This is a genomic window from Roseomonas sp. F4 (assembly GCF_053891155.1).
Genome location: NZ_JBSSHK010000006.1, coordinates 480,562 through 506,438 on the forward strand (window position 1 = coordinate 480,562; position 25,877 = coordinate 506,438).

General features: G+C 67.6%; 31 protein-coding genes. 16 read left to right on the forward strand and 15 right to left on the reverse strand.

Going from position 1 to position 25,877, the window contains the following annotated elements; translation table 11 throughout:
• The first annotated feature begins 35 nt into the window (after positions 1-35).
• The 13 genes from ACVFYP_RS25340 (at position 36) to ACVFYP_RS25400 (ending at position 10,975) form a co-directional block, all read left to right on the forward strand.
• A complete protein-coding gene (locus ACVFYP_RS25340) occupies positions 36-779 on the forward strand; it encodes a response regulator transcription factor (RefSeq protein ID WP_168049739.1) in 744 nt (247 codons plus the stop codon).
• Complete coding sequence (locus ACVFYP_RS25345; protein WP_168049740.1) at positions 776-2,146, forward strand: ATP-binding protein; 1,371 nt, start codon at positions 776-778, stop codon at positions 2,144-2,146. Before ACVFYP_RS25340 ends, ACVFYP_RS25345 begins: the two co-directional genes overlap by 4 nt.
• Before the next feature lie 137 nt (positions 2,147-2,283).
• Complete coding sequence (locus tag ACVFYP_RS25350; RefSeq protein ID WP_230411005.1) at positions 2,284-2,616, forward strand: DUF411 domain-containing protein; 333 nt, start codon at positions 2,284-2,286, stop codon at positions 2,614-2,616.
• A gap of 1,057 nt (positions 2,617-3,673) precedes the next feature.
• Positions 3,674-4,117: a hypothetical protein gene (locus ACVFYP_RS25355; protein WP_230411004.1), complete on the forward strand. Its 444-nt coding sequence runs from the start codon at positions 3,674-3,676 to the stop codon at positions 4,115-4,117.
• Positions 4,118-4,324: 207 nt separating this feature from the next.
• Positions 4,325-4,528: a heavy-metal-associated domain-containing protein gene (locus tag ACVFYP_RS25360; RefSeq protein ID WP_168049744.1), complete on the forward strand. Its 204-nt coding sequence runs from the start codon at positions 4,325-4,327 to the stop codon at positions 4,526-4,528.
• A gap of 286 nt (positions 4,529-4,814) precedes the next feature.
• Entirely contained in the window at positions 4,815-5,084 is a 270-nt protein-coding gene (gene copM, locus ACVFYP_RS25365; RefSeq protein WP_168050077.1) for a CopM family metallochaperone, read from the forward strand.
• A 96-nt stretch (positions 5,085-5,180) separates the two neighbouring features.
• Positions 5,181-5,795, forward strand: a complete 615-nt coding sequence (locus ACVFYP_RS25370) for a Spy/CpxP family protein refolding chaperone (RefSeq protein WP_168049745.1) — start codon at positions 5,181-5,183, stop codon at positions 5,793-5,795.
• A 1-nt stretch (position 5,796) separates the two neighbouring features.
• Positions 5,797-6,051, forward strand: coding sequence for a DUF2933 domain-containing protein (locus ACVFYP_RS25375; protein WP_209443224.1), 255 nt, complete (start codon positions 5,797-5,799; stop codon positions 6,049-6,051).
• 29 nt (positions 6,052-6,080) lie between these two features.
• Positions 6,081-6,518, forward strand: a complete 438-nt coding sequence (locus ACVFYP_RS25380; protein ID WP_209443225.1) for a hypothetical protein — start codon at positions 6,081-6,083, stop codon at positions 6,516-6,518.
• Positions 6,519-6,532: 14 nt separating this feature from the next.
• A complete protein-coding gene (locus tag ACVFYP_RS25385; RefSeq protein WP_168049746.1) occupies positions 6,533-8,902 on the forward strand; it encodes a heavy metal translocating P-type ATPase in 2,370 nt (789 codons plus the stop codon).
• Between the two features lie 40 nt (positions 8,903-8,942).
• Positions 8,943-9,068: a hypothetical protein gene (locus ACVFYP_RS25390; protein WP_268958725.1), complete on the forward strand. Its 126-nt coding sequence runs from the start codon at positions 8,943-8,945 to the stop codon at positions 9,066-9,068.
• Between the two features lie 102 nt (positions 9,069-9,170).
• Positions 9,171-9,533: a c-type cytochrome gene (locus ACVFYP_RS25395; RefSeq protein ID WP_245185575.1), complete on the forward strand. Its 363-nt coding sequence runs from the start codon at positions 9,171-9,173 to the stop codon at positions 9,531-9,533.
• A gap of 116 nt (positions 9,534-9,649) precedes the next feature.
• Positions 9,650-10,975: an MFS transporter gene (locus ACVFYP_RS25400; protein ID WP_168049747.1), complete on the forward strand. Its 1,326-nt coding sequence runs from the start codon at positions 9,650-9,652 to the stop codon at positions 10,973-10,975.
• A 103-nt stretch (positions 10,976-11,078) separates the two neighbouring features.
• On the opposite strand, the gene ACVFYP_RS25405 is transcribed toward ACVFYP_RS25400, so the two are convergent.
• The 11 genes from ACVFYP_RS25405 to ACVFYP_RS25455 form a co-directional block, all read right to left on the reverse strand.
• Positions 11,079-11,495, reverse strand: a complete 417-nt coding sequence (locus tag ACVFYP_RS25405; RefSeq protein WP_168049748.1) for a CopG family transcriptional regulator — start codon at positions 11,493-11,495, stop codon at positions 11,079-11,081.
• A 6-nt stretch (positions 11,496-11,501) separates the two neighbouring features.
• Positions 11,502-13,478, reverse strand: a complete 1,977-nt coding sequence (locus tag ACVFYP_RS25410) for a conjugal transfer protein TraG (protein ID WP_168049749.1) — start codon at positions 13,476-13,478, stop codon at positions 11,502-11,504.
• A 154-nt stretch (positions 13,479-13,632) separates the two neighbouring features.
• Entirely contained in the window at positions 13,633-15,390 is a 1,758-nt protein-coding gene (locus tag ACVFYP_RS25415) for a relaxase/mobilization nuclease domain-containing protein (protein ID WP_216879203.1), read from the reverse strand.
• Positions 15,391-15,702: 312 nt separating this feature from the next.
• Positions 15,703-16,419, reverse strand: a complete 717-nt coding sequence (locus tag ACVFYP_RS25420; RefSeq protein ID WP_209443226.1) for a lytic transglycosylase domain-containing protein — start codon at positions 16,417-16,419, stop codon at positions 15,703-15,705.
• Positions 16,420-16,532: 113 nt separating this feature from the next.
• Complete coding sequence (locus ACVFYP_RS25425) at positions 16,533-17,063, reverse strand: S26 family signal peptidase (RefSeq protein WP_230411003.1); 531 nt, start codon at positions 17,061-17,063, stop codon at positions 16,533-16,535.
• Entirely contained in the window at positions 17,060-17,524 is a 465-nt protein-coding gene (locus ACVFYP_RS25430; protein WP_168049751.1) for a DUF2840 domain-containing protein, read from the reverse strand. Before ACVFYP_RS25430 ends, ACVFYP_RS25425 begins: the two co-directional genes overlap by 4 nt.
• Positions 17,521-18,594, reverse strand: a complete 1,074-nt coding sequence (locus ACVFYP_RS25435) for a replication initiator protein A (RefSeq protein WP_216879202.1) — start codon at positions 18,592-18,594, stop codon at positions 17,521-17,523. Before ACVFYP_RS25435 ends, ACVFYP_RS25430 begins: the two co-directional genes overlap by 4 nt.
• A 12-nt stretch (positions 18,595-18,606) precedes the next feature.
• Positions 18,607-18,891 (reverse strand): helix-turn-helix transcriptional regulator, encoded by a 285-nt coding sequence (locus tag ACVFYP_RS25440; protein ID WP_168049753.1) that lies wholly within the window; start codon positions 18,889-18,891, stop codon positions 18,607-18,609.
• A gap of 124 nt (positions 18,892-19,015) precedes the next feature.
• Complete coding sequence (locus ACVFYP_RS25445; RefSeq protein ID WP_171970240.1) at positions 19,016-19,357, reverse strand: DUF2285 domain-containing protein; 342 nt, start codon at positions 19,355-19,357, stop codon at positions 19,016-19,018.
• Between the two features lie 82 nt (positions 19,358-19,439).
• A complete protein-coding gene (locus ACVFYP_RS25450; RefSeq protein WP_168049422.1) occupies positions 19,440-19,778 on the reverse strand; it encodes a transcriptional regulator domain-containing protein in 339 nt (112 codons plus the stop codon).
• Between the two features lie 122 nt (positions 19,779-19,900).
• Positions 19,901-20,167 (reverse strand): DNA -binding domain-containing protein, encoded by a 267-nt coding sequence (locus ACVFYP_RS25455; protein ID WP_168049755.1) that lies wholly within the window; start codon positions 20,165-20,167, stop codon positions 19,901-19,903.
• A gap of 152 nt (positions 20,168-20,319) precedes the next feature.
• On the opposite strand from ACVFYP_RS25455, the gene ACVFYP_RS25460 reads away from it, so the two are divergent.
• Positions 20,320-20,637, forward strand: a complete 318-nt coding sequence (locus ACVFYP_RS25460) for a helix-turn-helix domain-containing protein (RefSeq protein ID WP_168049756.1) — start codon at positions 20,320-20,322, stop codon at positions 20,635-20,637.
• Positions 20,638-20,777: 140 nt separating this feature from the next.
• Here the strand turns inward: ACVFYP_RS25460 and ACVFYP_RS25465 are convergent, their stop codons facing one another.
• The 4 genes from ACVFYP_RS25465 to ACVFYP_RS25480 form a co-directional block, all read right to left on the reverse strand.
• On the reverse strand, positions 20,778-21,095 hold the full coding sequence (locus tag ACVFYP_RS25465; RefSeq protein ID WP_168049757.1) for a DUF736 domain-containing protein: 318 nt from the start codon (positions 21,093-21,095) through the stop codon (positions 20,778-20,780).
• A gap of 464 nt (positions 21,096-21,559) precedes the next feature.
• Entirely contained in the window at positions 21,560-22,099 is a 540-nt protein-coding gene (locus ACVFYP_RS25470; RefSeq protein ID WP_209443227.1) for a hypothetical protein, read from the reverse strand.
• Between the two features lie 102 nt (positions 22,100-22,201).
• On the reverse strand, positions 22,202-23,134 hold the full coding sequence (locus ACVFYP_RS25475) for a DUF2493 domain-containing protein (RefSeq protein ID WP_209443228.1): 933 nt from the start codon (positions 23,132-23,134) through the stop codon (positions 22,202-22,204).
• Positions 23,135-23,662: 528 nt separating this feature from the next.
• Positions 23,663-24,997: an IS1182 family transposase gene (locus ACVFYP_RS25480; protein ID WP_499202986.1), complete on the reverse strand. Its 1,335-nt coding sequence runs from the start codon at positions 24,995-24,997 to the stop codon at positions 23,663-23,665.
• Positions 24,998-25,083: 86 nt separating this feature from the next.
• Between ACVFYP_RS25480 and tnpA the strand changes: the two genes are divergently transcribed.
• Positions 25,084-25,494 carry an IS66-like element accessory protein TnpA gene (gene tnpA / locus ACVFYP_RS25485; protein ID WP_499202987.1) on the forward strand — a complete coding sequence of 137 codons (411 nt, stop codon included), beginning with the start codon at positions 25,084-25,086 and terminating at the stop codon, positions 25,492-25,494.
• A 20-nt stretch (positions 25,495-25,514) separates the two neighbouring features.
• Positions 25,515-25,844, forward strand: coding sequence for an IS66 family insertion sequence element accessory protein TnpB (tnpB, locus tag ACVFYP_RS25490; protein ID WP_499202988.1), 330 nt, complete (start codon positions 25,515-25,517; stop codon positions 25,842-25,844).
• The last annotated feature ends 33 nt before the right edge of the window (positions 25,845-25,877 follow it).

Sequence of the window (25,877 nt, forward strand, 5' to 3'; positions counted from 1 at the left end):
TGTTACAGGGCCCGCGTACACGGAGGTAGTCAGCTATGCGGGCCGATCAATTGTCACCAGAAGCGCATCTCCTCGTTGTCGAGGATGACGGGGAGATGCGAAACCTGATCACGAAATTCCTGCGCCAGAACGGCTTCCGCGTCACTGGCGCGCGCGACGGGCGGGAGATGTGGGACGTGCTAGGCAGCGCCCCGGTGGACCTTATTCTTCTCGATGTCATGCTTCCCGGGCAATCCGGCCTCGATCTGTGCCGCGCCCTGCGCGCGAAGTCAGGCGTGCCGATCATCATGGTGACGGCGCGCGGTGAAGAGGCAGATAGGGTGCTCGGGCTCGAATTGGGTGCAGACGACTATATCCCAAAGCCGTTCGGCCGCGCAGAACTTTTGGCGCGTGTGCGGGCTTTGCTGCGTCGGTCCAGCGGCGCAGCTGGCGAGCCGGTGGCAGGCACGACGGGAGGCACGATTACCTTCGGCGGTTGGTCGCTTGATGCCCGGCGGCGGGAGCTGGCGTCCCCGGACGGCGTGGCGGTCGACCTCTCGGGCGGCGAATACGATTTGCTGCTGGCCTTCTGCGAGCACGCACAGCGGGTTCTGAGTCGGGACCAGCTGCTCGACCTGGCGCGGAACCGCCATGCATTCAACGGCACCGACCGGTCGGTGGATGTGATGGTGAGTCGCTTGCGGCGGAAGCTTGAACCGACCGACGAAAGCCCGACAGTGATCAAAACGATCCGCGGCGCCGGCTATATGTTGGTGCCTGCCGTGAAGCGCGGCGTGTGAGGTGGCTCGGCTGGCTGGTTCCCGGGACGCTTGGCGGGCGCGTCGTCCTTGTCCTGCTGGTCGGCCTGCTCACCTTCCATGTCGGCAGCCTTTGGGTGCACCAGGCGGGAACTGCGGCGCTGCTCGGCACGACGTGGGAAGCAGTGCTCGCGGAGCGTCTGGTTTCCGTCAAGCGCGCGGTGGTCGCGCTGCCGCTTGCGGAGCGCGACGGCACAGCTCATGCCCTATCAACCGCTAGCCTGGACCTGCATTGGACCGCAGACCCGGCCGTAAACTTGGTGGAGGAGGCAAGCTCACGCATTGAGGCGCTCCGGGCAAGGCTCGGCGAACTCGTGCCAGTATCCGACCTTGCCGGCCTTCGGCTGGGCTATGCCGAGCAGGGCGCGAATCAGGCCGACCCGGCGCGCCACCTGCTTCTAGGCGCACTGCCAATGGCGGATGGAACTTGGCTCAACTTCTCGGCGACGCTGCTCCGTTCGGGTGCACCCGAACACGCGACAGTATTGTCCACCACGGCCATGGGTGTGGGTATCCTCATCCTCGCGCTGTTCGTGGTTCGGCTGATAAGCCGACCGCTGCGCGCGCTGTCGGAGGCGGCGGACCGGATCGGCGGGGTGGGGTCGCAGGCGCCGATCCCGGAGGAGGGGCCACGTGAGGTCCGCCAGGCGGCGCAGGCCTTCAACCGAATGCAGGGGCGCATCGACCGTCTCATCGCCGACCGCACGCAGGCGCTGGCCGCCGTCAGCCACGACCTGCGCACACCAATCGCGCGACTGCGGCTGCGCGCCGGCTTCGTCGAGGATGGCGAGGCGGCGCGTGCGATTGATTCCGATCTCGACGAAATGGAGGCAATGATTGACTCAACACTCGCCTATCTGCGTGGCGAAACCGAAAGCGAGCCGCGCAAGGCGGCCGATTTGGTGGCGATGATCGAGACCCTGTGCGACGCGGCCGCCGATGCGGGCGCGGCCGTGACCTATACCGGCCCATCGCAGGCGAGGCTGGTCTGCAGCCCGGTGACGCTGAAGCGAGCGTTCTCGAACCTGATCGACAATGCCGTGAAATATGGAGGCGGCGCTCGTGTCGGGCTGATCGATGAGGGATCCCGGATCCTAATCCGAGTTGAAGATGACGGGCCCGGCATTCCAGAGGCGGACATGCAGGCAGTGTTCGAGCCGTTCCGGCGCCTCGAGACATCGCGCAATCGCGGCACCGGCGGCAGCGGGCTCGGTTTGACTATCGCTCGTCAGGCTGTCGAGCGGCACGGCGGTACGCTGCGGCTTTCAAATCTGCCCGCTACTGGGTTGTTGGCAGTAGTTACGCTACCGATATCAACAAACACATCGACAAAGGAGAGTGCGTCGTGACGCTAGGAAGACGTGGACTGTTTTCGGCGGGATTAACCTTGCTGGCTGCACCGGCCGCTGCGGTCGCGGGGGGGCTACCGCGCGTTCAGGTGTGGCGAGATGCGAACTGCGGCTGCTGTGGCGCGTGGGTGGAGCACATGCGCACGGCAGGCTTCGCCGTTGAAGACAATGTTGTGGGATCGGTAGCCGCTGCGCGCAGGGCGCTCGGCACACCGGCTGACCTGCTCTCCTGCCATGCGGCGCTAGTCGACCGCTATGTACTGGAAGGCCATGTGCCAGCGGTTGCCGTGAAGCGCCTGCTGGCAACGCGTCCCCCAGGTGTCCGCGGGCTCTCGGTGCCGGCCATGCCGCTGGGATCGCCGGGCATGGAGATGCCTGGCGCAGCGCCGGATACCTACGACGTAATCGCTTTCGACGGCACTGGCGGCCGAATGAGCTTCATGCGTTTCCGGGGCGGCGAGCCGGCCTGACCGCTTTGCGCGGCCACCCGGCAATCTCGTCCGGTGTTCCCGCTATATCCGCCGAAGCCGTAGAAGGAACCGACGACGCCGGTTCTCGCTGTGAAGCCAGGCGATTGGAAAGATGTGAAGCCGTTCGCCGAGGTTCGAAGTGGCGAGACGTAGCGGGCGGAGAAGATCGCAAGGCGGGTTGCGAAGCCCGCCGAATCTCGCTCGAGGCTGCTGGCGCCCGTGTGGATCGCGAATGTGAGACACGTGTTCGCGAGATTCACTCGCTTGGCCACGCCACACTGCTTGCCGCGACGCTTACGCTGCCGCTGTTCGTACTCGAGATGGTGGGCCACCTTGTGCGTGCGCTGCATCTTTGGATAGCCGGCGCGATCGGATGGAGGTGTTCTGGTAACTGCATTTCGCCCTGGCCGCGGTGATGCTCTTCGGGCTTGGCCTGTGCTTCCATTTGAAGGGCTGACCGACCTGCTGCGCGGTGCGCCTAGCATGGACTCTCGCTGGTAGCGATCGGCACCGGCACCGCTTGGGCCTACTCGGTCGTGGCAGCTTTCGCGCCGGGGCTGCTACCTGCGCAGGCACTGGCGGTTTTTACGAGGCGGAGGCTGTCATCGCCACCCTGATCCTGCTTGACCGCCGGCTCGAGGCGCGGAGCAGGCACTGACATCGCCATCAAGAGCGCCGACGGGGTGCTTATACGCGGCGACCTACTCGGCGTGCCGAACGCCATTGCTCTTGGCCATGCTACGATCCGGAACATCCGCCAGAACCCGTTCTCGGCTTCCGCCTACAATGGCGCGCTGATCCCGGTGGCCGCGGGCGCACTGCATCCTGCCTTCTGCATACTGCGCTCGCCGATCCTCGCAGCAGCCGCGAAGGGACGCTCCAGCGTCTTGGTTCTCATTAAGGCATTGCGCTCAAGAAGCGTCCGGACGCCCGGGGAGCTACAGCGGAAGATCCCTACTCTTCCTCACACAACCCACCAGCGACGGAGCCGCGCAGCATGTCGTAGGGATGATCGCCGAGAAAGGTGTCCACGGCTCTGCTACAATGAGACAAAGTATTGCTGGTGGAGGACTTTTACAACCATTGGGGAGATTCGCGCATTATGAAGGGCTCGCGCCAATCGACGGTGCTCAAAGGTCCTTCGGTCGGCGTCAACAAGGGCGAGCAAGAGGAGAATGCCGTGATAGGACTGACCAGGGGTATCGGCGTGAGCTTGGCTGTGCTGCTCGCCGTGGGCGCAGCTGCGTGTGCACCGCAGCAGAATTCTCCCGCAGCGGCCTCAGCGCGGAGCGCGAGTGGCTCACAGGCACCGCCGGGCCAGGGAATGTCCGGCATGCAGGGACACAGTATGGGGGGCATGGATCATCAGGCGATGATGACGCACTGCGCCCAGATGCGGCAGTCGGTGCAGCAGGGTGCGCAGTTGTCCTCTGACATGCAGCAGATGATGACACAATGCGACCAGATGGACCGGTCCATGGGATCGCAGCGGACGCGCTGACAGCCTTTGTCCTCTTGGCCGAAAGACCTGGGCGTTAGGGGGCGATTTAAATCTTACTGGCGAACCTGGCGACAGCGGCCGATGCGCGGAAGGTTGCGCGAAATCGGCCGTCCAGGAAATCGCTTGTCGCACACTGTTGCGCCTCTTGACCTTACCCTTGTGGCAATCACCACATGTGAGGAGGCGAGATTTCATTAGGGGGGCGTTATGCATCGCTTTCGGATCACAAACATGAACTGCGGCGGCTGCGCGAAGGGCGTAACGGCGTCGCTCCGGCAGGTCGACCCGCAGGCGGAAATCGATATCAAGCTGGACACGCGCGAAGCCTCCGTGAAGTCGACCATGGATACAGCGCGTCTCGAGCAGGCGCTGCGCGATGGTGGTTGGCAGGCCGAGCGCATCACCGCCTGATCCCACGGCGACATGCTTCGTCCTGGCGCTGTGAAGCCGGAGATATACGCCGACTTGATGATGCAGATCGTTCAAGGGAAGGAAGCCATCTGATGCCTCGCAAATCCTTCGTGCTGTCTCTCGCAGCCGGCATATTTTTTAGCGCTGGCCTCGGTTACGCCGTGTCGCAGGGCATTTCTCCAGGGCATCTCATGCCGGACGGCACGATGATGCACGGCCAAATGCCGAATGCGCCTGGTCACACGCCCGGGATGCAGCACGCACCCACCGCGCAGCAGCTGGGCGCATCGGGCAGGCAGTCCCCTCGACCGTCGCCTTTCTAGCTGCGAACGAGAAGATGCACCGCGACATGGCCATCACTTTCACGGGCGATGCGGACCTCGATTTCGCGGCCTCCATGATCCCCCATCATGGGGGTGCGATCGCAATGGCGCGCATTCAGTTTGCGCACGGTCGGGATTTGGCGATGCGCCGACTGGCCGAAGCCGTGATCCGCGAGCAGGAGCGGGAGATCACCGAATTGCGTGCCTTTTTGGCGCATACGCCTCCCCGGTGACGCTCTGAGCCGACGCCGGGCGGCACCCTGCGCGCACTCAACCGGCTCCCGTTCGTCTCACAACACGGTTGCCCAACAACCGAAGAGGACAAGACCATGAGGAAGCTCAGCAGTTTCACAACGGCAGCCATTCTGGCGCTCGGAGTGGCCGGAACGGCGCTCGCGCAAGCGCCAGCACCTGCTGGCGGAGCAACCGATCCCCATCATCCCGGAGCGCCCACCGGCGCCCCGCAGCCAGCGACGCCGCCAGCCCAACACGGCGCGCCAGGTCCCGGCATGGCAGGCCCGGGTGCCGGAATGATGGGTGGCGACATGGGCCGCATGATGCAGCAGATGATGCAGAGCCGGATGGCAGCTGCATCGATGCAGCCCTTCCGCCGGATTGAGGGACATCTGGCCTTTTTCCGCGCTGAGCTGCGGATCACGGACGGCCAGATCTCTCAATGGAACGCGTTCGCGGATGCGGTTCGCGCCCAGAGCGACAGGCTTCGGCAGGCAATGCAGCAGGCGATGGGCAGCAGCACCGGCCCTGGCACCGCGCCAGAACAGATGGAGCGCCGTATCGCCCTGCTCTCCGCCCATCTGGAAGCGATTCGCGCGGTCAGCGCGGCGGCGACACCGCTCTATGCAGCGCTGTCCGAGGAGCAGCGCCGCACCGCCGACGAGCTAATGGCCGAGCACCTGCGCGGCATGCGGATGGGGATGCGGTGACATGGACCGCATGGTTGGCGTCCATGCGCAGGGCGCGCCATCCTGGTGGCGCACCCGCACCGGAATCGCCGTGATCGGCTTCGCGCTAGTCGCGGCCTTCTACGTCCTGCGAGAGCATTGGGGCCACGCGTTCGGCGCGCTACCGTATTCTATCCTCCTCGCCTGTCCGCTGTTGCACCTGTTCATGCACCACGGGCATGGCCACGGCGGAGGCGGGCAAAATGCTGGTTCAGATCGTGGCACCGGCGCCAAATGATGCAACTTGCGCCGCAAGGGTGGGCTGCCTTGGCCACCCCCGCGGCACGCTACCTCGCGGTCATGGTAGCCTTGAATCTGATCTGGGAAGTGGCGCAGCTCCCCCTCTACACGTTGTGGGCGGAGGGAACGCCGGGCGAGATTGCCTTCGCCGTCGGTCATTGCACCGGCGGGGACGCGATGATCGCCGCTGCCGCGCTGGCGATCGCGATACTGCTGACGAGAGCCTGGCAATGGCCGAGCCGGGGGTGGGGACGCGTCACCGTTACCACGACCCTGGCGGGCCTTGGATACACGGTGTTCAGCGAGTGGCTGAACGTCGATCTGCGCCAGTCGTGGGCCTACACGGCCGCCATGCCGCGCCTTCCGCCGTGGGGAACCGGGCTCACCCCTTTCCTTCAATGGCTGCTGTTGCCGCCACTGGCGATGCTGACAGTGCGGCCGCCCGCGCGACCTTTCGCGCGCTGAGGAGTTAGACGGACATGGAACATCACGGCCCCCACACCGCCCACGGCAAGCACGATCCTGAGCTTGAAGGGACTGCCTCGGCATCGGGAACCGTGAAGGATCCGGTCTGTGGCATGACGGTGGACCCGGCAAAGACGGCTCACCACGCCGATCATGCAAGGCATGCCTACCATTTTTGCTCAGCAGGTTGCCGCACCAAGTTCATCGCCGAGCCTGGTAAGTATCTGCAGCCAGGTGCCCCGCTGCGCGCCGAGGCTGTGGCGCCGGGCACCATCTACACCTGCCCGATGCACCCGCAGATCCGACAGCCGGGCCCCGGCAGTTGCCCGATCTGCGGCATGGCACTCGAACCTGAAACCCCCTCGGCCGAGACGGGACCCAACCCGGAGCTTGTGGATTTCACCCGGCGCTTCTGGATCGGCCTTGTGCTGACCATCCCGGTCTTCCTGCTGGAAATGGGTGGCCACCTGACGGGGATGATGCACCTCGTCGGCGGGCCGCGCGTCGGCAACTGGATTCAGCTGGCGCTGGCGACACCCGTGGTGCTCTGGGCTGGCTGGCCGTTCTTCGTCCGGGGCTGGCAGAGCCTGGTGAACCGAAGCCTCAACATGTTCACCCTGATCGCCCTGGGCACTGGGGTCGCCTGGGTGTTCAGCGTCGTGGCCACCTTGGCGCCTGATATCTTCCCGGCGGCCTTCCGCGCGACCGATGGCTCGGTTGCCGTTTATTTCGAGGCGGCTGCGGTAATCGTCGTGCTGGTGCTGCTCGGGCAGGTGCTCGAACTTCGGGCGCGCGAGCAGACAGGCGGCGCAATCCGCGCCTTGCTCGATCTGGCACCAGCCCAGGCCCGGCGGCTGCGGGACGACGGATCAGATGAGGAAGTCCCGCTGGCCGCAATCGTGGTCGGCGATCGGCTCCGCGTCCGCCCAGGCGACAAGGTGCCGCTCGACGGCGCGGTGCTGGAGGGCACCTCCAACGTCGATGAGAGCCTGGTGACGGGTGAGGCAGTGCCGGTCACCAAGACGGTGGGCGATCAGGTCGTCGGCGGCACGCTGAACGGCCAGGGCAGCTTCATCATGCGCGCCGATCGCGTCGGCCAGGACACGGTACTGGCGCAGATCGTCCGCATGGTCGCGGGAGCGCAACGTTCCCGCGCGCCGATCCAGCGCTTGGCCGATCAGGTCTCTGGCTGGTTTGTGCCGGTGGTAGTGGCAATAGCCATAGTTGCCTTCGCGGTCTGGGCGATATGGGGACCAGAGCCGCGCCTCGCCTTTGCTTTGGTCGCCGCGGTGACGGTGCTGATCATCGCCTGCCCGTGTGCGCTAGGGCTGGCGACACCGATGTCCATCATGGTGGGCGTGGGACGGGGCGCGCAGGCCGGCGTGCTCATCAAGAACGCCGAGGCGCTGGAGCGCATGGAGCGGATCGACACGCTGGTCGTGGACAAGACCGGCACCCTTACCCAGGGGCGGCCGGACGTGGTGGCGGTGATCCCGGCGGTGGGCGTGGCCGAGGATGAGGTTTTGCGCTTAGCTGCGGGGTTGGAGCGGCCGAGCCAGCATCCGCTCGCTGAAGCCGTGGTGCGGGCGGCGGAGAAGCGCGGCTTGGCCGTACCGGCGGTCGAGGGCTTCGATGCGCCAATCGGACGTGGCGTGACGGGGGCGGTCGAGGGACGCCAGGTCGCGGTTGGTAACGCCCGTCTGATGGACGAGGCGAAGGTGGATGTCGGCGCGCTGTCGGCGGAAGCCGAGCGCCTGCGTGGGGATGGCGCCACCGTCTTCTTCGTGGGGGTGGATGGCCGCGCCTTCGGAATTGTCGCCGTGGCCGATCCAGTCAAGGCGACGACACCAGCGGCGCTCGCGGGTCTCGCGAAGGATGGCGTGCGGGTGGTGATGCTGACCGGCGATAACCGCACGACGGCGGAGGCTGTGGCGCGGCGCCTTGGCATCACAGAGGTCGAGGCGGAGGTTCTGCCCGAGGACAAGCAGCGCATCATCGAAAAGCTGAAGGTCGAAGGGCGTCGCGTGGCGATGGCGGGTGATGGCGTGAACGACGCGCCTGCGCTGGCGGCTGCCGAGGTCGGCATCGCCATGGGCACGGGTACGGCCGTTGCGATCGAAAGCGCGGGCATCACGCTGCTCGGCGGTGACCTCATGGGGATCGTTCGAGCGCGGCGGCTGTCGGAGGCCGTGATGGGCAACATCCGGCAGAACCTGTTCTTCGCCTTCGCCTACAACGCTGCCGGCGTGCCGATCGCCGCGGGCGTGCTGTATCCGATATTCGGGATTCTGCTCACGCCCATCATCGCGGCGGCGGCGATGGCGCTATCGTCGGTGAGCGTTGTGGGCAACGCGCTGCGGCTCAGGGCGACGCGGCTCGATTGAAGATGCCTGATCGCTGCTGAGGAGGGCACGGAAGAGTATGATGAATGAAACGATGATGAGTGGCGGGATGTTCTGGGGAATGGGTGTGGTTGGGCTGCTGTTCCTTGCCCTTCTTGTCCTGGCGATCCTCGCGCTTGCCAAATACGTGTTCGGACGACGCAACTGATGCGGGTTCATTCCCACCTGCTCGCCGCGGCAGTAGGTGTAGTCGTGGCGGCGGCGCTCGCGGGGGGGGGGGTGGAACCTGTGGAGACCAAGCAGTGATAGCTTGGAGGGAGACGAGGCAAGTATCCATCTCGGGCGGCGCGTTTATGCGGAGAACTGCGCCTCCTGCCACGGTGTGAAACTCGAGGGCCAGCCGAACTGGCGGACGCGCCGGCCGAACGGCCGCTTGCCCGCGCCGCCGCATGACGCCACAGGCCACACTTGGCACCACCCGACTGCCCAGTTGATCGAGTTGACCCGCAAGGGGGTCACCGGCCTTGTGCCGGGCTACGAGAGTGACATGCCCGCCTTCGAGGGCGTGCTCACCGACGCAGAGATCGCGGCTGTCATTGCCTATATTGCCAGCACTTGGCCGCAAGAGCTCCGGCGCCGGGCGGAGGACGTTCCCAAAGGGGCCAGCCGATAATGGGGGGGGGAAACGTCCAGCATGCCTACTGTTCAATCGAATCCTGACTTTTGGTGTCGCTACCGGCGCGTGTCGCCGTTCGTTTGATGCCATAGAATGGCACACGGATGCCCTCCATGTTCAGCCCGCTTGCCAACCTGACCTATCGCCGCCTGTTCGCGGCGCAGGTTTTGTCGCTGCTCGGCACGGGCCTCTCCACGGTCGCGCTGGGGCTGCTCGCCTATCACCTCGCCGGCGCCGATGCCGGGACCGTGCTGGGCACGGCGCTGGCAATCAAGATGATCGCCTATGTGGGCATCGCGCCCGTCGCCGGAGCCTTCGTGCATCTGGTGCCTCGGCGCAGCCTGCTGGTGGCACTCGACCTGCTGCGCGCCGCGGTTGTACTGGCGCTGCCCTTCGTGACCGAGATCTGGCAGGTCTATGTGCTGATCTTTGTGCTGCAAACTGGCTCCGCCGCCTTCACGCCGACCTTCCAGGCGACCATCCCCGACATTCTCCCGGATGAGGCCGGCTACACCAAGGCGCTGTCTCTCTCGCGCCTCGCCTACGACCTGGAGGCGCTCGTTAGCCCCGCGATCGCCGCTGCGCTGCTCGGGTTGATCGGATTCCATTGGCTGTTCGCCGGCAATGCGCTGGGCTTCCTCGCCTCGGCCGTTCTCGTGCTGAACGTGGCGCTGCCCTCGCCCAAGCCACTGGCGACGGAGGAGGGCGCCTGGGGCCGCATCACGCGCGGTGCGCGCATCTACCTTGCCACGCCCAGACTGCGCGGGCTGCTCGCGCTGAACGTCACAGTGGCCATGGCCGGCGCGATGGTGATCGTGAACACCGTGGTGCTCGTGCGCGCGGGCTTCGGCCTGGGCGCAGCCGAGCTGGGCTGGACGCTGGCGGCCTATGGCGCCGGCTCCATGCTTGCCGCACTCGCGGTGCCGCGGCTGCTCGACGGCGTGATGACCGACCGCACCGCCATGTTGGCCGGTGCCGGACTGCTTGTTGCGGGCTTGCTGATCGGGCTGCTGGTGCCGAGTTGGTCGATGCTGCTGCCGCTTTGGATGCTGCTGGGCCTTGGCAACGGGCTCGTGCTGACGCCGAGCGGACGGTTGCTACGACGCTCAGCTCATGCCGGCGATCGCCCTGCATTGTTTGCGGCGCAGTTCGCACTCAGCCACGCCTGCTGGCTTGTCGCCTATCCGGTGGCAGGGCGGTTCGGCGCTGCAGCGGGCATGGATGCCACCTTCCTGGTGCTCGCTGCGCTCGGCGCCGTGGGGTTGGTAGCGGCCATGCTGCTGTGGCCGAGGAATGATGCCGAGGAGGTCGAGCACATTCACGATCAGCTTCCACCCGGGCATGCACATCTGGATGATGCGCGACCGGATCCGACGGGCGCGCTTCGCCACCGCCATGCCTTCGTGATCGACGACCTTCACCAGAGCTGGCCACGGTAGAATCAGGCGCGATGCGCTGATGGGTCAGAGGCGTTCGGGCGGGATGGTGAGGATGGTCACGGCATCCTTCGCTTCGTCACCTCCACCGAAAGCGTCGCCGCCGCTAGTCGGATTGACTTGGTTCACGCTCAGAAGCGACCTCATCTGCAAGACCCCGGCTTTGAACCAGTCGGCGTCCTAGCGCCTCTATAAATGCCTGGTAACGTTCTCGTCCCTTGGCCTGAGTGGCGGCCGGAGCAGTGTCCGGTAATGCGGGCGTACTGGTCAGCCAGAACCGTACGAACAGGGCTAACGCCTCATTGCCGATGGTGGTGTGGCGTTCCAGCCGCTCGCTGACACGCGACAGGCGATCGAGCCGACGTGCGAGGGCTGCCTCCAGCCGCTCAGGACCGTCCGGCGACAGGTAGCTCTCGAGTGCGGCCTCGACCACGACGGCTTGGCTCATGCGCTTGCGCGTCGCGTAATCGGCGAGGCGGCGCATCAGACCCGGGGGCAGCCGGAAAGTTGCCTTGGTCCTCATGGCGGGTCAGAGGGCAATGCCGTCATCGGGGTCGAGCGCCGCCTGGCGTACCAAGCGACGTGCGCGCGCCGCGAGGGCCCGCGTACGGGCGACATCGTCGTCCTGCTCGTCCTCCGAGAAGACGAACTCTTTATCGGACGGCGGCCCTGGCTCAGGCGCGATCTGCTCATGCTCCGGCAGGGTAGGCTCCCGTCGGATGCCGCCCTCCGTATTGTCGATCGCGGCGGAGGCGGATTTTGCTGCCTCAAACGCGGGGGGCTTAAGCGCGCTCCAGTCATCCGGGCGGGGCACTGACGGCTCAACCGATACGGGGTCCGGCGGCGCCACCACGCGTGCGCGAAGCTGCCTGTCCTCGTAGTAGCGCGCCTTCAGCGCGCGGATTGGCGGGCAGCCCGAGACCAGGACGATCTCATCCGTCGGTGGTAACTGCATCACCTCGCCCGGCGTCAGCAGCGGCCGCGCGGTCTCCTGGCGGCTGACCATGAGGTGGCCGAGCCAGGGCGAAAGGCGATGCCCCGCATAGTTCCGGCTATCCCGAATCTCAGTCGCAGTGCCGAGCGCATCGGAGACGCGCTTCGCCGTGCGCTCGTCATTCGTCGCGAAGGCAACGCGGACATGGCAGTTGTCGAGGATCGCGTTGTTGGGTCCGTAGGCCCGCTCGATCTGGTTCAGGGACTGCGCGATGAGGAAGGACCGGATGCCGTATCCAGCCATGAAGGCGAGCTGGCTTTCGAAGAAGTCGAGCCGCCCGAGTGCGGGGAACTCATCCAGCATCAGCAGCAGCCGATGACGTCGCCGATCGTTTTCCAGCGCCTCGGTCAGGCGCCGGCCGATCTGATTCAGCACGAGTCGTACCAGCGGCTTGGTCCGCACGATGTCGGAGGGCGGGACGACGAGGTAGAGCGTGACCGGCTCGCGCGCCTCGACCAGGTCGGCGATCCGCCAGTCGCAGCGGCGGATCACCTGCGCGACGACCGGATCACGATATAGACCGAGAAAGCTCATCGCGGTCGATAGAACACCGGATCGTTCATTTTCCGACTTATTGAGCAGCTCTCGCGCGGCGGAGGCGACGACAGGGTGTGGCCGGTTGCCGAGATGGGGCGTCGTCATCATCGCCGCCAGTGTGCGCTCGATCGGGCGGCGTGGATCGGAGAGGAAGCCCGCGACGCCGGCGAGCGTCTTGTCCTGCTCGGCGTAGAGAACGTGCAGGATGGCGCCGACCAGCAGGGAGTGGCTGGTCTTCTCCCAGTGGTTCCGTCGCTCCAGCGCGCCTTCGGGGTCGACCAGGATGTCGGCGATGTTCTGCACGTCGCGCACCTCGCTGTCGCCGCGGCGCACCTCGAGCAGCGGGTTGTAGGCGGCGCTCGCCGGGTTGGTGGGGTCGAAGAGCCGCACCCGGCCGAAGCGCGCCCGCCAGCCGGCGGTGAGCTGCCAGTTCTCGCCCTTGATGTCGTGGACGATGGCCGAGCCGGGCCAGGTCAGCAGTGTCGGCACCACGAGCCCCACGCCCTTGCCGGAGCGGGTCGGCGCGAAGCACAGCACATGCTCGGGGCCGTCATGCCGGAGGTAGCGCGGCGCGAACCAGCCGAGGACGACGCCATCGGGGGCAAGCAGCCCGGCGTCTCGCACTTCGCGCTCCGTCGCCCAGCGGGCCGAGCCGTAGGTGGTCACGTCCCGGGCCTCGCGGGCGCGCCAGACGGACATGCCGATGGCGATGCCGATCGCCGCGAAGCCACCGGCGACGGCGATGATGGCGCCCTCGTAGAACACGCTCGGCGCGTAGGCGTCATACCAGTACCACCAGAGGAAGAAGGCGGGCGGGGGGTAGACCGGCACGCTCCCCCAGACGTCCATCGGTTGCCCGAGCTGCGCTTGGTAGCCAAGGCGCCAGGCGACCCACTGCGTCGCACCCCAGACCGCGGCGAGGACGATCAGGAAGACGACCAGGACCTGACCCCAGAGGATCTTGGTGGCGGTCATCGACGGGTGGGGAGCGCGGCGGACATGCCATGAGAGGTGCGCGATTGACGCGGTGACCTTCAAGCGGCCAGCGGCCGGCATCGTGCCCGCGGCGAGCGCATCGCGCGAAACGGCGGGGACGCCTACCTAGCCGATGCGGTGGCGCGGCATCCGCTCAGAGGCTGAGGCCTCGCTTGCGCGTGGGTGTGAGCTCGAGACCGCCGCCAGGCGCAATGCTCCCTGCCACGGCCAGCCCTCGCTGTCGCTCCATTGATGGCTTCCACGGTACAAGCTGGAAGCCCAGCCCGTCTTCGATTATCGCAAAGCGCCCCGAGGCCAGGTCGAGGCGTCGGGTGAACACCCCGGAGACAGGGTCACCCTCCCGCGCCGGCCGCCATGACTTGCCCGTCTCGGCCGCTACCCGCGCGGCAGCCGCCTCCACCTCGCGCTGGCGCAACGTGTTGAGCAGGTCGCGCGCGAAGACCACGCGCTGACCCTGCCGTCGTGCGAGACCGGCCGCGACGAGATGCTCGGTCCGGCGCGCGAGCGCGCCCTCGATTTCCGCACCGAAGCCCTGCCCCGCCAGTGGTAGCGCCCCGCGGTCCAGCAGGCGCCGGTCCAGCCAGGTCGTGCCATTGGCGGTGACCTGCGCCTCGACCGAAAGATCCGACCGCACGACCAGAGCGCTGCGTTCCCTCCCGCCGACGTCCTGGTAGCGACGGAGTTCGACGACCGCACCTGGGTGCCCGTCGCCGGTTGCATCGATATCCGCGAAGCGGACATGATGCACGCGGCCATCGACGCCGTCGATGATCGCGTAGCCGCTGCCCTTGAGCTCGTCGGCGATGCCGCGCTCGAGGAGGCGGCCGATGATGGGCTCGGGACGGTCGCCATGGATGGCGAAGTCACCGGCCGCGCGCTCGGCACCGAGGCCCTGCATGGCGCGGTGCATGGTCCTGATGATGTCGCCGCGGGTGCCGAGGTCGCGAAGCGTCTCCTCCATGCCGGGCTTGAGCGTCCAGACCGCGGGACCATGCCGGTCGGCGAGACCGAACCGCTCCAGGGTCTGCGCCCGGCCGATCATCAGCCGGCGGAGTTCCGGATCGGCAGCGTCCGCGCCGCCGGGGCGCAGGTCCAGGATGCCGCCACCCTCATCGGCGGCGGCGCGGAGGGCACGATCGAGACCGGTCCAGCGCTCGGCACCGACCTCAGCCTCCAATGCGCTGCGGATCTCCTTCTCGGTCCGCGGCCCAAGTTCCAGCTCGACCAGCGCTTCGGCGCGGCCGCGGAAGCCGCGCGAGATGTAGTCGCGCGAGATCACCAGGTCGCCGCCATCCTGGGCCCGGCCGCGCACCAGGACATGGACGTGGGGGTTGTCGGTGTTCCAGTGATCGACCGCGACCCAGTCGAGGCGGCTGCCAAGATCCTGCTCGGCCTGGCGCATCAGGTCGCGCGTCCAGGCCTTCAGGTCTGCGAGCGCGGGCGCGTCCTCCGGGCTGACGATGAAGCGGAAGTGGTGCCGGTCATCGGCGCAGCGCTCCGCGAAATCCCGGCCGTCGGCATTGTCGGTGCCCGCGCCGAAGAGCTGGGCCTTGGCGCCGACGCGCGTCACCCCATCGCGCTGAAGGTAGCAGATGTGGGTGGCGAGGGAGGCGGAGCGGAAGCGCGTGCCCTGATGGCGCACGACGCGCGCCTTGATCACGACGCGGCGCGACGGCGAGCGAAGCGCTGCCTGTGCCGCAGCGGCGCGGCCCCGCCCGAAACGCGAGCGGTTGCTAGCCCGCGACCCGCCGCCAAAGCCGGGGCCGGTATGGCCGGCCTTGCGGACAGCTCGCATGACCTGACCGACGAAGCTCTGCGCCCGGCGGGTTGGCGCACGTGTGTCGCCGATGCGGCCGGGGCGGACGTTCAGATCGTCGTCGCGGGTCGTCATGGCCGCCGAGCCGCCGGCGCGCAGCGGCGGCTGGCGCTGAGGCCGTTGATTTGCTTTGGATTTTGGCAGGAAGAGCCAGCCGCCACTTCGGCGCGAGGCGGGGATTTCTGTGTTGGATTAGTGACATACGTCCGACCGCCAGCCCTGCTTTTATCTGGCAATCGGCGGTCGGGGTTCCTGAGATGCCCGGCTCTCCACTTCCGTTGTCCCTCCCGGCGGTATCCGATGACACTACAGCAGCACATCAGCGCGCGCGGGGGGGCGACGCATGCTGAGCGGAAAGGGGCTGCGCGATCCCGCGCTGCGTGGCGGTCACTGATCATGCCCACCGCTGCCACGACGAATGGCGAAAATGTGGTCGCGATCGGTTCCCGGGCCGTCAAACTCGGGCGCCTCGGCTGTTCGGGATCTGCGAGCCATCGGCTGCGCCGCTTGCCCACCGGCGGTGATCGATGTGTCCGCGACAGGCACGAAGATCGACCGGGCCAGTGCTGCTGTCTCCGCCGGTGCGTCACCGCCGAGCAGCACAAAGATGCCGTCGGGACCGTGCGCCGTTCTCGCCGCAAGCTGGCCAGGCGCCGCATTGCCAGCGCCGCCGGTCATCATCGGCGCGAGGGCCGCGACATACGCTCGCGTCTCCGCCGGCAGCGGCTGTCCGGCCACCAGATGGGCCTCCACTCGTCCCGGACCGGCGTTGTAGGCCGCCAGCATGAGCGGCGCCGATCCAAAGCGGTCCAGCATCTCCCGAAGGTAGGCGGTGCCCGCCAGGATGTTGTCCTGCGGTGCGAAGGGATCGGCGCCGAGGCCGTGCCGCGTGCGCAGGCTTGCCCAGGTCGCCGGCATCACCTGCATCAGCCCCATGGCGCCACGGTGCGACACAGCGAGCCGATCGCCGGCGCTTTCGGCGCGCATGACCGCCCTGATCCAAGCCTCTGGGATGCCGAAGCGCTCCGATGCAGCCGCAATCTCGGCGCCGTGAAGCGTCTGCGCCGCCGACCCGGTCGGCAGCAGACCAAGTAGCAGCAGCAAGGCCGCGATGAAGTGGAGCGACCGGGACGGGAGGGAAGACGCGTGGCGTCCAGCGCGCGCTGTCGGAGCGCCGTGCGTCGTCGATGGGCGTGCGTGGAAAGGGGGCGTTTTGCTCACAGTCCGCGCTCCGTGATCCAGATCGGGCGAAGCCTGGCGACGATGCTGTTGCGCGGGATGGGTCCGAAGTAGCGGCCGTCAAGGCTGTCGGGCTCCGCCGCATTGAGCAGGAACACCTGATCGGATTCGAGCCCGTGGCATCCGTGCCAGGCCGGCAGCGGGCGGCCCAGGCGGTCGGCGACGCGACGATGCGCCACCCTCTGGTCGTCTACCTTGATGGCGTCACCCATCGCGCACACCACCTGCGGCGGCAGAGCGACGACGTGCTTTAGAAGCGGCACCCCGCGCGCGACGTAGCCGCGCTCGTCGAGGAACCTCGCCAGCGGCTCGGGCGGGCTAACAAGCACCAGGTCGCCCAGTGCGACATCGTCGGCCGGTGCCGCGATGTAGAGGCCGAGCGGCACGCTCGCTGATGCGTTCCAGATGATGCGCGGCTGCCAACCCGCGATTGCCGGGACAGCGATCAGCCCCAGCCCGGCCAGTATGGCCGCGAGGGGCACCGCGCGGCGTCTGCGCAGCGCCATCATGCGTCGATCCTCCGGCGCAGCAGCCAGGCGCGGTGGCGCTCGCGCGTGTAGGCGCGCGGCTGCTCGCCGGCTGCCAAGCGGTTCATCACGTGCCGCCAATGGTCGGGGCAGGCCTCCTCCGGCGCGACGCCCGTCTGCTCGACCGCATCGATCGCGCGCAGCACCTCGTTGACCTTCGGCCAGCCGGAGATGCGCAGCAGGATTTCTGCCCCCGGCGTCACGAAGCCGATCGTGCTGTAGGCCTCGCCAGGCCCAACCGCGCGCAGGATGTCGATGCGGCTGACGACGGTGCCATAGCCGTTCGACGCCCACCGCACGAACGCGAAGACCTCACCCGGCGCAAAGGCGACGACGCGGCGGCGGCGGTCGAGGATCGTCTCTTCGGCGATCCGCCCGAAGCGGATCCAGCGCTCGACGCGGCCCTCGAGCCAGAGCAGCTCGACGCCGGTCAGCGCGGTCATGGCGCGCCCTCCCGTTCCCCGTCTCGGTCGGCTTTCCCGCCGGGCGGGCGCCCCACTACCAGTTTAGAGTTAGACTCTCTATTAGACTCATTAAGCGGCCGAATTTCGTTGTCGTGGCAATGGTTTGCGGGGCATTCCTGCGCCTGATCTGCCGATAGTCCTGCGCCTGATGTGCCGATACCTTCTGCGCCTGATCTGCCGTGCTGATCCACAGGCGCACGTATGTTATCCACAGTTTGCCCACAGAGTTGTCCAGGCGAGATGTGGAGAACTTCGGCCCCTGCGGCCGTCCGTTGAACAGCCAGCCGGTAGCGCGGGAGTGGCTGCCGGGCTGCGATGCGGCGCAGATCCAGCGCGAAGTCGGTAAAGCGCGCCAGGCTGCCGGATTTGGCGTGCAGGTGCCGAAACTCGAACGCCCAGCCGCGCGGCTGATGGCCGGCATGCTTGCGTGCGACGCGATACAGCCAGCGCTCGATGCCACCGGTCAGACGGAAATAGGCCGGGTCGATCGTCAGCACGAGTTGTTGGTCGAGGACGCCGCGGTGGAACCAGTCGGGCAGGATGAACTCCATCCCCTCGCAGCGGCCGGAGGCCGTGACGCGCTCCTCCCATTCGTTGATCCAGGAGAATTGCTGGCGCCGCCACTGCGCGCCGTTGCGGATCGTGGTGCGGACGGCCGTGGATTGCAGGCGCGCCAGGGCGGCCTTGAGGAGGAGGTACTGGTGCTGGCCGGCGCCTCGGCCGATGGCCGTCAGCAGGTGATATGGCGTGAAGCGGAGGAACCGTGAGGTTGTCACCCCGCGTTCCGCTGCTGCGACGATCTGCGAACCGGCCCAGATCAGCACATCGGCGTCCCAGATAGTCGCCATGCCGTGCTCGGGGACGGCGTGGACCTGCACCTCGATGCAGCCGGCGCGGTACAGGATCGGTGCGGTTCGACGGCCTTTTGCCAGCGAGAAGAACGGTCGCTCCATGAGATCGCGCTGGTCGCGGCGCGGCGGACCGTCCTCCGGCAGCGCGTCAAAGGGGCTGAGCCGGAGCCGTTCGCTGCCGGCATTTTTGGGGTGCATTTGGCGACGCCCTCAACGCCGGGCCGCGCCGGCATAGGCCGGCGAGACTGCCGCATGGCGCTTGGCGGGCAGCACGGTCGCGCCCGTGTCGTCGCTGGTCGAGGCCTTGGTGCCGCGGTTCACCCAGGCCTGGAGGTCTGTGACGGCATACACGACGCGGCCACCGAGCTTCGAGTAGCGCGGGCCGGTGCCATAGGTGCGGTGCTTTTCCAGGGTGCGGCCGGACAGGCCAAGGAAGCGGGCGGCCTCGGGGGTGCGGAGATAGCGCGGCGGCAGGCCGGCATTCGGGTCGGGCATCGTGAGCCTCCGGTGACGTTGTGGGATGCAGCGCATGGGGCGCGGCGGTCAGGTCGGAGGCTGGCGAAGGGGAGCAGCGTCGGGGGAGTACGAAGGGACGGGCCGGCTGGGCGTACCCACACCGTCAGCGCGCGAGCTTCACGCGCGGGCCCTGGCGAAGCAAACCGCGATAGCCGCCGTCGCGCAGCCGGATGGCGTCCGCGACCAATCGCATGGTGCGACCGCGGAGGTCATGGGACTTCCAGGCCGCGCCCACGGGTACGCGCGCTGGTCCGAACAAGCCCGCCGCCAGCTGCCTGTAGCTGGCACCGGTGTCGCGTCCGTCGAGGGCGCGAAGAGCCTGCACGAGCCGATGCCGGCGCTGCCTGGTCATGTCGTCCGCGGGCAGATTTCGGTCATGCAGCGCGTGCCAGAGGCGCAACACCGATCCGAGACGCTGCGGAAGGTGTTCGTCGAGCGGGATCAACGCCCCAAGCGGCGCTCCGTCGGGCGTGCCGGCGACCACCCAAGTAGGCATGGCAAGCTTGCCGACGGCGCCATGCAGCCCGTCACTCGCCGGGCGTGGCGAGCTCACCCACGGCAGGGCAGCCGGTGAGGGTGGCGAGAACGACAACTGCAAGGCCGAGAGCGCCACGGTGGAGGAGCAGATTAGTGGTGCCCAGACCACCCCTGCCGCTCGCGCATTCAGCGCCGGATCGGCCGGGAAATCGCAACCCCCAGTGCTCGGCGACTGCTTCGGCCGCATCGTCGGGCGGCGCGTCGTCGAGCTGTTCCCAATCGCGCTCGTAGCGCGGGTTGCGCCGAAGGAACTCCCAGGCGAGATCGCTTGCCGAGGCGTTCTCCAGCTCTGCATAGGCGGCCGCCGACCGCCAGTCTCGCGCCGGCATGGCAAGGCTCCGACAGGGGACGGAATTTAAGCTCCGCACACAGTATGCCGACAGATGCAACCATTCCGTGCCCTGTGGAGTCGCACGGCGAGCAACACGTGTTGCCCCTTGCGCAACGTCGCTCAGCTGCTCGAGCCCTGTCGCAGCAGATCGCGATAGCCCGATTCCGTCATCCAGCGGGCTCGAGCGAGGTGGCTATCGTGGATACGCCGCGCGCGATCTGGATCGCTGCCAGCGTCAAGGCCAAGCACGATCCGCGCGACTTCCCGCCAATCCGCGCCCTCAGATGCCGCATCGAGTAGCCGTAGGTAGGCGACTTTGTGCGCAAGGTCATAGGCCGTAACGCGCGGCTCATCTGGCGGGGTGTCCAGGATCGTCGTGGCGGTCATAGGGGCCCCTCAGCCCGGTATCGTTCGCGTGAGCACAGGGTCACCGATCTGTGCGGCAAACGCCAGACGTGGCGTTACATGGTGGAGGCCGCGAAGCATTTACACACTATAGAAGATAAACTCAAAGTATGTAACGCGCCAAGCGTGCCGGCATGGACATGCGCCGGCTGGTCGGGAGGAATGTGCGTCGGATCAGGCTGGAAAAGGGCCTGACGCAGGAGGCATTCGCCGAGCGGTCAGGGTTCAGCCAGCAGTATCTCAGCGACCTTGAGCGTGGCCGGCGCAATCCAACGGTGGTGACGCTGTTTGAGCTCGCCACTGCGCTGGGTGTCAGTCACGTCGCGCTGGTCGAGCCGGATGGCGAGGATGCGCGAGTGACCCCGCTACGGCGTGGGGGCCAGCGCAAGGAGAGTGCAGACAAAGCACTCGCGCGAAATGCAGGCGGAGCATCCAAGGCGACGATGTCGTGATCCAGGTTGGTGCTGCATTACAGCTGGCAGGCCGATCAGTGGTGTGAGCTCGCCGGTCGGGTCTGGGAGCCAGCCTAATCCCAGAAGGGGCCGCGGCGTCACTGGCGCCCCGCCCATCCGGGCGGGGCGCTGATGGCCGTTCACTCCCTGCTGCGGTTGCCGCTGGGGCGGGACCAGATCAGCTCGAACTCGCCGCCCTCCATCTCGAAGAGGTTCGCCAGGATCGGCGCTGGCAGGGAGGGGTCGTCAAGCTTGACCGAGAGGTAGTCGCGGCCCTCGTTCGAGGTCTTCTTCCACGCCGCCCCGATCTCGGCGCGGCCGGCGAAGATGCGGAAGTCGGGGGCCTTGTCGCTGCTCTTCTCGGCCGGACGGACCTGGACCTTGGCGTCGAGAGTCAGCGTCGAGACCGTGCCGTTGAAGCCGTCGCCGGTGCGGGTGAAGGTGCCGATGGTCGCCATGACTGTCTCCTGTCTGTCGATCGGGCCGCGCCCATCGCGGCCTCGATGGCGATCGTCCGGCCGGGGGCGGGCGCCGACGCACCCCGGAGGGGCCGCAGCGCAGCGGAGGACGGGGCTGGGAGACTTTCTTGCCTCGCGAGGAATGCGCGGCACGCGCAGGGGAAGAAAGTCGCACCGGCGCCGTTGCGGCCGAGGCGCCCGAGGCGTCAGCCATCCCTCGGCCAGATCAGGCCATCCGAGGCAGCGTGGCAGCGCGACACCGGACGGACCATGGAGACAGCAGGCGACTGTCGCCGCGCCCGCACAAGCGCGATGAACTAGGCATCGCGGTCACGGCGCCCAAGGCGTGTTCAAGGGAAGATCCGGCCGGAACGGGGAAGGCGAAACGCCAGTCCTGTTGCGCATCATCCTGGCTATACGGGTCGCGGCGCGGATGTTCCCGACGGGGGTCGCCCTGCTTCGTTTCAGCTGCGCGATCCCGATGACGGTGCGGGCAGGCGTGCCGCGGAAGAGGATGGCAGGCGAGGCTGATCCGGTCCCGCCGCTTTGGCGAACTCAGCGTCAGGGCGGCCAATGGTGACCTGCCTCGGCTGGGTGCCGAAGCCCGCGAACGCAGCCAACTGCGCTGCCGCTGAGACACCCACCACGAGGCCGCCGATCGCCGCGAAGACGTGGCGCCAGGCTTCCGACGGCACAAGCAGCGCCGAGATCCCGAGCACCGCGTGGTAGCCCACGACGGCGGCCGGTGCGGCGAACAGCAGCGCGATGACGGCCCGCAGGGCGAGCGAGCGCACGGACGCGAAGAGCAGTTGCGCAGCGAACAGCGCGACCACACCCGCGATGATGCCGACCAGTATGGCGCCGATGACCCCCGCGCCTGTCTCGAACGCCCACATGCCGACCGTCAGCCCAACGAAGAACGGCACGGCGTAGATAGCGAGTGTGAACAGCAGCACGAGCATCGTGCCGAGGCCGAACAGGCTGACGATGACACCGAGCGTCATTCGACCCTCCCCGGTCGAGGCGCGATGATGCGCCCCGATTATAGCGGATCGCGGTCGCCCAGCGGTTCGCCTTTGCGCGAGCGCATCATGGTGCGGGCGGCGCTACCCGCCGCCCCCGCGGAAGTCGAAGAGCGGGATGCCGAGTCGCTTCGCCTTATCGGCCAGGTTGTCGGTGACGCCCGAGCCGGAGAAGACGATGACGCCGATCGGCAGCGTCTCGAGCAGCGCGTCGTTGCGCTTGAAGGGCGCGGCCTTGGCGTGGCGGTGCCAGTCCGGCTTGAAGACGATCTGCGGCACCTTGCGCTGGTCGGCCCAGCAGGCGGCGATGCGCTCGGCGCCCTTCGGCGTGCCGCCATGCAGCAGCACCATATCGGGGTGCTTCGCATGCACCCGGTCGAGCGCGGCCCAGATGCGCTGGTGGTCGTTGCACTCGACGCCGCCGGCGAATGCGATGCGCACGCCCGGCGGCAGCAGCGGCTCGGCCTCGGCGCGGCGCCTGGCGGCGAGGAAGTCGCGGCTGTCGATCATCGCCGCGGTCATCGTGCGGCGGCTGACCATCGAACCGGCGCGCGGGCGCCAGGCGGAACCGGTGTGGTGCTCGAAGTGCTCGGCCGCGGCATCACGGAGGAACTCGAAGGCGTTGCGGCGCTCGATGAGCGTGAGGCCCTGGGCGAGGAGGCTTTCCAGCTCGACGGAGCGGACCTCGGAACCGTCCTGCTCGCGCTGGGAGCGCTGCTGGGCAACCTCGTTGGTGTCGAGCTCGCGGCCGATGCGGTCGATGCCGCGATGGAAGAGGTTGACCAGCGACCAGAGCAGGTCGGGCAGGTCGGGCTCGAGGCGCGTCTCGCCGAGGCTGGCGACCAGTACGTCGAAGATGTCGGCGACGGCGCCGGAGAGGCGGTCGGGATCGGGCAGTGGCCGAGGGTCGGGCTCGTCGGCGAAGGGGCGGTAGCCGTGGAGCTGGAGCTCGTCGAGCAGGTGCGCGGTGGCGGAGGCGGCGTGGGTGGGTTCGGTGTCGTCGAAGCGGTCGGTCATGGCCGGGTCCTCGCTGTCACGGGCCGCGCCCATCGCGGCCTTCGTGGCGATCACCCGGCCGGGGGCGGGACGGACCGGCACCCGCAGGCGAAGCCGGAGGGCCGCAGCGCAGCGGAGGACGCCGGCGCGCGGCTTTCTTGCGTCGCGAGGAAGCGGCCCGTCAGGGCCGCGGGGAAGAAAGTTGCGCGACGGCGTTGCGGGGAGGGCCCGGCTCCGGCCCGATCGCCAGCGAGAAGGCCGTGGGCGCGGCGATGCGCGAGAGACTGCCGACTGACACCTGGCCAGCCCAGTACGTCCACTGCTTCCACGTTCACCCCATGTCGGTACTCAACGACAAGTTTTGGCCGTATCGTAAGCGTCCTCTGCTGACTGCCTTGTGGCGGTATCGCTGATCGGCTGATCTCCTGTGATGCTGGGCGACGCGGATGTCCGTTGGCGCCCTTACGCCTAGGAGGCTGTCCGAGTAACGGCGTTGCCGGTTGGATTGGGGCGGTGGAGACGGTTGGCGTGGACTGATCCACTGGTCCTTCAGCGTGCGGCCGCAAGCTTGAGGAGGTTGTGGGCGGTGCAGAGCATGGCCCACTCGGCTCGGACCTTGCGGAGGCCGCGGAGGAGGAACTGACGAAAGCCTCGTGCCTGCTTGATCTGCCCGAACACCGGCTCGACGACATGCTTGCGCAATCGATAGCGGCTTCGATGCCCGGCCCGCTTGAGCGTCGCGGCCATGGCGATCATTCGTGGCTGGCGCTTCAGGCGCCGAGCCGTGATATGCGGCTCGTCGCGGCCATCACGCCCGCGTCGAGGCGGCACGTAGGCCCTGATGCTACGCTCGGCCATAGCTTCGAGATTGGCCTCGCTCGCGAACCCTGTATCGGCGGACACCTCGACCGGCTTGCGGCCCAGCGCCTGGTGGGCGGCATCGACCAGGGGCACGAGACCGTCAATGTCAGCCCCGCTGGTGACCAAGCGGTGCGAGACGATCACCCCGTGGGCGGCATCCACCGCGATCTGGCCGTTGTAGCCTGCGATGAACCCGTCGCGCGTGGGCAGGATGCGGCTGTCTGGGTCGGTAAAGTTGCGCTGAGCCCTGTCAGGTGGTCCGCCGTCGGCCGCCCGGCACGGCTTGCCAACCTGCTGCATACCCGAGGATGGGCCGGGTGCCTCGGGGTCGCGTTCGGCTGGATCCTCGGCTGCCTCCCTTTCGAGGGCTGCCCGAGCCGCGCGGATGCGCGCCAGGCGCTTCGCCTTGTCGGCAAGCCAATCCGGCGGTTCGTCGCCGCGGCGTCCGGACCCGTGGCGGCAATCCTCCGACGTATCGGCCTGCTCTGCCGCCGCGAACCAAGCGGCGACCTCGGCTGCAAGCTCAGCCTCGGCCTGTCGGAGGCGCCCGTAACTCATTGCCTTGTGTCGCGATGCGTTGGCTTTGAGTTTGGTGCCGTCAATCGCCACATGCCCGAAGCGGACCAAACCCGCAGCCCGGCACAGCCGCAGCACCTGCACGAACAAGTTCGACAGCGCCGCCAAATGCCGCCTGCGGAAGTCGCTGATTGTGCGGAAGTCCGGCCGGTTCAGCCCGCTGACTGCCATGAAGTCCATTCGTTCCTCGCAGGCTCTGGCCAGGCGGCGCGAGGAGTAGACGCCCTGGCTGTAACCGTAGAGCAGCACTGCCACCATCATCGCCGGATTATAGGGCGGGTAGCCCCGGGCCTCGTCGTAGTCGGACAGGATCTCCGCCAGATCCAGCGTCTCACGCACAAGGTCGCGGACGAAATGGGCCAGATGGCCAGGCGGTACAAACTCGTGCAGCGACGGCGGCAGCAGCCACGCCTGATCGATTTCCCAGGGACGGAAGGTCTTGCTCATGAACAAGATCGAATCACAGCCGTCCCCGCATCACCAGCGATTACTCGGACAGCCTCCTAGGGGTAAGGTCGGTGCCGGACGGTCGTGTGAGCGAGGTGATCAGCGTGGTGGCGCGTCGTCGGCGGTGGCCGGTCGAGCAGAAGCTTGCGTTGGTTGAGGAGCTGTCGCGGCCTGGGGCATCGGTCGCGGCTGTGGCGGACCGGCACGGGATGAGCCGCAGCCTGCTGTTTGACTGGCGGCGCCAGGTGCGAGAAGGAACGATGCCTGGGGTGGTGCGTGCTGATGCAGCCCCGACGTTGGTCCCAGTGCGCGTGGTGGAGGCTGCGGCCTCCAGGCAGGCACCGTGCCCGGCATTGCCGTCGCGCGGGCCTTTCGTGCGACCAGGCAAGGCCGCGGCGATGGTCGAGGTGGTGCTGACGAACGGCCGGGTGCTGCGTGTCTCCGAGACGATCCGGCCTGAGGTGCTGGGGCGTCTGGCGGCGGCGCTCGACGCCTGATGCTATCGCTACATGCCGGGATGCGCGTGCACCTCGCGCTCGGTGCGACGGACATGCGCAAAGGCTTCGACGGGCTGGCCGCGCAGGTGCAGACGGTGCTGAAAGCCGATCCATTCTCCGGCCACCTGTTCCTGTTTCGCGGCAAGCGCGGCGATCTCCTCAAGGCGCTTTGGTGGGACGGCCAGGGCCTGGTGCTGCTGGCAAAGCGGCTGGAGAAGGGCCGGTTCATCTGGCCGACGATCGCGCGCGAGGGTGCGGTGACGTTGACGACGGCGCAGATGGCGATGCTGCTGGAGGGGCTGGACTGGCGCACGCCGACGCCGAGCTGGAAGCCCGAGATCGCGGTATAGAAATGCGGCGTTCCACGCAGTTTCACCTTGCCC

What these genes read in the sequence shown, in the direction of transcription:
- ACVFYP_RS25340 (WP_168049739.1), top strand. Translation starts at nt 36, where the DNA reads ATGCGGGCCGATCAATTGTCACCAGAAGCGCATCTCCTCGTTGTCGAG.
- ACVFYP_RS25350 (WP_230411005.1), top strand. Translation starts at nt 2,284, where the DNA reads ATGCGCACGGCAGGCTTCGCCGTTGAAGACAATGTTGTGGGATCGGTA.
- ACVFYP_RS25360 (WP_168049744.1), top strand. Translation starts at nt 4,325, where the DNA reads ATGCATCGCTTTCGGATCACAAACATGAACTGCGGCGGCTGCGCGAAG.
- ACVFYP_RS25370 (WP_168049745.1), top strand. Translation starts at nt 5,181, where the DNA reads ATGAGGAAGCTCAGCAGTTTCACAACGGCAGCCATTCTGGCGCTCGGA.
- ACVFYP_RS25375 (WP_209443224.1), top strand. Translation starts at nt 5,797, where the DNA reads ATGGACCGCATGGTTGGCGTCCATGCGCAGGGCGCGCCATCCTGGTGG.
- ACVFYP_RS25385 (WP_168049746.1), top strand. Translation starts at nt 6,533, where the DNA reads ATGGAACATCACGGCCCCCACACCGCCCACGGCAAGCACGATCCTGAG.
- ACVFYP_RS25390 (WP_268958725.1), top strand. Translation starts at nt 8,943, where the DNA reads ATGAATGAAACGATGATGAGTGGCGGGATGTTCTGGGGAATGGGTGTG.
- ACVFYP_RS25400 (WP_168049747.1), top strand. Translation starts at nt 9,650, where the DNA reads ATGTTCAGCCCGCTTGCCAACCTGACCTATCGCCGCCTGTTCGCGGCG.
- ACVFYP_RS25405 (WP_168049748.1), bottom strand. Translation starts at nt 11,495, where the DNA reads ATGAGGACCAAGGCAACTTTCCGGCTGCCCCCGGGTCTGATGCGCCGC.
- ACVFYP_RS25410 (WP_168049749.1), bottom strand. Translation starts at nt 13,478, where the DNA reads ATGACCGCCACCAAGATCCTCTGGGGTCAGGTCCTGGTCGTCTTCCTG.
- ACVFYP_RS25415 (WP_216879203.1), bottom strand. Translation starts at nt 15,390, where the DNA reads ATGACGACCCGCGACGACGATCTGAACGTCCGCCCCGGCCGCATCGGC.
- ACVFYP_RS25425 (WP_230411003.1), bottom strand. Translation starts at nt 17,063, where the DNA reads ATGATGGCGCTGCGCAGACGCCGCGCGGTGCCCCTCGCGGCCATACTG.
- ACVFYP_RS25430 (WP_168049751.1), bottom strand. Translation starts at nt 17,524, where the DNA reads ATGACCGCGCTGACCGGCGTCGAGCTGCTCTGGCTCGAGGGCCGCGTC.
- ACVFYP_RS25435 (WP_216879202.1), bottom strand. Translation starts at nt 18,594, where the DNA reads ATGCACCCCAAAAATGCCGGCAGCGAACGGCTCCGGCTCAGCCCCTTT.
- ACVFYP_RS25440 (WP_168049753.1), bottom strand. Translation starts at nt 18,891, where the DNA reads ATGCCCGACCCGAATGCCGGCCTGCCGCCGCGCTATCTCCGCACCCCC.
- ACVFYP_RS25450 (WP_168049422.1), bottom strand. Translation starts at nt 19,778, where the DNA reads ATGCCGGCGCGAGACTGGCGGTCGGCGGCCGCCTATGCAGAGCTGGAG.
- ACVFYP_RS25455 (WP_168049755.1), bottom strand. Translation starts at nt 20,167, where the DNA reads ATGACCGCCACGACGATCCTGGACACCCCGCCAGATGAGCCGCGCGTT.
- ACVFYP_RS25460 (WP_168049756.1), top strand. Translation starts at nt 20,320, where the DNA reads ATGGACATGCGCCGGCTGGTCGGGAGGAATGTGCGTCGGATCAGGCTG.
- ACVFYP_RS25465 (WP_168049757.1), bottom strand. Translation starts at nt 21,095, where the DNA reads ATGGCGACCATCGGCACCTTCACCCGCACCGGCGACGGCTTCAACGGC.
- ACVFYP_RS25470 (WP_209443227.1), bottom strand. Translation starts at nt 22,099, where the DNA reads ATGACGCTCGGTGTCATCGTCAGCCTGTTCGGCCTCGGCACGATGCTC.
- ACVFYP_RS25475 (WP_209443228.1), bottom strand. Translation starts at nt 23,134, where the DNA reads ATGACCGACCGCTTCGACGACACCGAACCCACCCACGCCGCCTCCGCC.
- ACVFYP_RS25480 (WP_499202986.1), bottom strand. Translation starts at nt 24,997, where the DNA reads ATGAGCAAGACCTTCCGTCCCTGGGAAATCGATCAGGCGTGGCTGCTG.
- tnpB (WP_499202988.1), top strand. Translation starts at nt 25,515, where the DNA reads ATGCGCGTGCACCTCGCGCTCGGTGCGACGGACATGCGCAAAGGCTTC.